Below are 1,542 nucleotides of genomic sequence, written 5' to 3' on the forward strand. Positions count from 1 at the left end.
CGGAATGTGTCAATCACTTTGAGACAATGAATTTGATGAGTTTAGTGTCTAATTCTCTGGATTCTCCCCGCTCTCGGCCTCCGGTTTTGGCATGTTAATGCCCGCTACGGTTGGCAATGCCGGCGGGCGTGGCAGCCGGTATTTGAATCGATTGGGATGCTGCGTAAAGGCGTTCTGCAGGACGGTCACACGCTGATCGTAGATCGCGGCGGCCACACCTGCATGCATGGCGGCGGGCGTCACGTAGCCGATGCCGGAGTGGCGGTGCTCGTAGTTGTACCAGGCGAAGAACGTCTGGCAGAACGCCCGCGCCTCCTCGATCGACTGAAACCGGTCCGGAAAGTTGGGCCGGTATTTCATGGTCTTAAATTGCGATTCGGAGTACGGGTTGTCGTCGGAGACGTAAGGCCGGCTGTGGCTCTTGATGACGCCCAGGTCGGCCAGCAGATCGGCGACTGGCTTCGAACGCATGGAGGCACCGCGGTCGGCGTGCAAGGTCAGCTGCCCAGGCGCGATGGCGTGCTTGTCGCAGGAGTCGGCGATGAGCGCTTCGGCCAGTTCCGCCGACTCCCAGCCCGCGATCATCCAGCCCACCACGCAACGGCTAAAGATGTCGAGAATGACGTATAGGTGGAAATGCGCCGACTTGGCCGGTCCCTTGATCTTGGTGATGTCCCATGACCAGACTTCGCACGGTTTCGTCGCCAGCAGTTCCGGCCGTGCATAGGCAGGATGAACCAGTTCGTCGCGCCGCGACCGGGTACCGCCGGCCTTGCGCAGCAGGCGATAGAAGGTCGAGACCGATGCGAGGTATATCCCGTCGTCGAGCAGACGGGCGTACACCGTGTGGGGCGCGCTGTCGACGTATTCGGGTGCGTGCAGGACATCAAGTACCTGCTGGCGCTCCACCGGCCCCAGGGCGAGCGGAGAACGACGTGGCTGGCGCACCGTGTGCAGCGCAGCGCGCGGCGACTTGGCACGGTAGAAGGTGGCGCGCGACACGCCCATGCCTTTGCAGGCAGCAGCGGCGCCAAGCGACAGCACCAAGCCACTGGCGGCGGTCATCACGGCAGATCCCCCGCCGTCGGCAAGCCCAGCAGATCGCAGAGTTTTTTTTGGACATCGATGATTTGTTCGGCACGGCCAAGCTGCTTCTTCAGCTTGGCGTTCTCCTGCTCCAGACTGAGAACGCGGCGCTCGGCTGCCTTGGCCGCGTCGGGCTTGGGACCCCGTGGCTTGCTCTGCAAAGCCGCCAGTTCGATCACCTCGACCTCCTGGCGCCAGTTGCTCAAATGCGAGCTGTACAATCCCTCGCGACGCAACAGCGCACCGACGGCGCCTGGATCGCTGCAGGCATCGGCTTCGCGCACGATGCGCCGCTTATAGCTGGCGGTGAATTTACGGCGACGCGCAACGGCGACAACCTCGGCGCTCTCGCGTTCTTCAATATGTTTTACCGCTGGCGACATCTGGGTTTCCATGTGATTGCAACTTCCTTAATTAGCTGGATGAAGTTGTCTCACAGTAGTTTGACACAGGGGG

1 protein-coding gene is annotated in these 1,542 nt (G+C 61.5%); it reads right to left on the reverse strand.

The features are described from left to right. Window positions 1-48 precede the first annotated feature (48 nt). Window positions 49-1,481, reverse strand: a protein-coding gene (locus tag ACP7DD_RS26475) for an IS3 family transposase (protein ID WP_426178372.1) whose coding sequence is annotated in 2 segments (ribosomal slippage) — window positions 49-1,109 and window positions 1,109-1,481 — 1,434 coding nt in all. Because the reading frame shifts where the segments join, the coding sequence is not laid out codon by codon here. Window positions 1,482-1,542: the final 61 nt, after the last annotated feature.

This window comes from Massilia sp. TWR1-2-2 (assembly GCF_049897565.1).
Classification (GTDB): Bacteria; Pseudomonadota; Gammaproteobacteria; order Burkholderiales; family Burkholderiaceae_D; genus JAFCUW01.